The sequence below is a fragment of the Shewanella sp. SW1 genome (assembly GCF_025653545.1).
Lineage (GTDB): Bacteria > Pseudomonadota > Gammaproteobacteria > Enterobacterales > Shewanellaceae > Shewanella > Shewanella oncorhynchi.
On sequence record NZ_JAKKSG010000050.1, the window covers coordinates 1 to 1240 of the forward strand.

Genomic DNA, 1240 nt, shown 5'->3' on the forward strand with positions numbered 1-1240 from the left:
CAGGGGCTGATTACACTTTTTGACCAGTTCCAAAAATAATCTCTTCTCTGAAGTCATCACTCCAACATGCTCGATTAAATTTTTGAGTTTGGCTGGTTTTAGCTGGGTGTAATTTCACCAGATTTAAGGCCCAGCGGCGTAAAATGGCCAAGATACTGGCGCCATCTTCATCATACATTTTCTGCTTATCTTCTTGAAATAGCTTATCTAAAAGCCAATGTTGATTATTTTCAGTTTGCCAATGAGCCCTAATCGCTCTACCAAAGGCTTCTGATGTTAGCACTGCACTGCTGACATAAAAATGTGTGTCTATACTGGTTTTATTACCCACTTTTCGATGACGTTCTACTGCGATTAATGTTTTTAGTTGAGACCACTTCATCTTTATCTCGGCGGGTAAATTCAGTGGACATTGAAACGTTATTCGTTTTTCAACTCGACCATGCCCTTTATTAGTTTCGGTAAAGCATTCTGCATCAGGGTTATTTTCAATGTAATCAGTAAATTGTGCCTGTAGAGCCTCGTACAGTTTGGGCTGATTCCCTTTTACTTGCAGAATGCAATCTCCACCTTCTTTTGCTATGTAATCAAGTGTTTGTGATTGACAGTGCAACGCATCAAATGTAAGTAATTCCGATTTCAAATCAAGACACGTAAGCAGTTCTTGCACAAGTTTAAGTTCACTCTTTTTACTCGCACCTGATTTCGCGCTGAATACTAAGCCAGAGCCTGTATCATATGCGGTTACCATATGTAACGCCGCACTTGAGGCTGATGCTTTGGCACCTTTTAACACTTTACCATCGATAGCAATAGAAGATTGTCCTGTATTGACGCGATACTCATTCACCCAACTCATCAGTGCATCAAGCAGTGATTGCTTCGACACTCCTCTAAAAATACGACCAATACTCTGCTGGCTGGGAATACCATTGGTAAAGGGGCGGTATTTCCGTAACCATTCCAATTTCAATGTGCCGAATTCATGGCAAGCAGACCAGCTTTGAGCGCCTGAGATGACGGCACTAAGCACAAGAAAACAGATGTCAATGACATCATGTTCTTGATTTATATGGGAACGGCAATCAGCAATGTTATCGAGATGTTTGAGCATATATAGGTCAAAAGACAAAGAAAAAGTGACCTATTTGATCACATTGGCGGGATCAATCAAGCTATTTCTTATCTCATTGTTTTTAAGGGTTATGCATAAAAAGCGATCGAGTATGATCAGCCCCTG

Annotated in this window: 1 protein-coding gene; it reads right to left on the minus strand. The window is 40.6% G+C overall.

What is annotated here, in order from left to right:
• Window positions 1-10 precede the first annotated feature (10 nt).
• Complete coding sequence (locus tag L5M71_RS22960; RefSeq protein ID WP_263209980.1) at window positions 11-1114, minus strand: ISAs1-like element ISSpu13 family transposase; 1104 nt, start codon at window positions 1112-1114, stop codon at window positions 11-13.
• Between the last annotated feature and the right edge of the window lie 126 nt (window positions 1115-1240).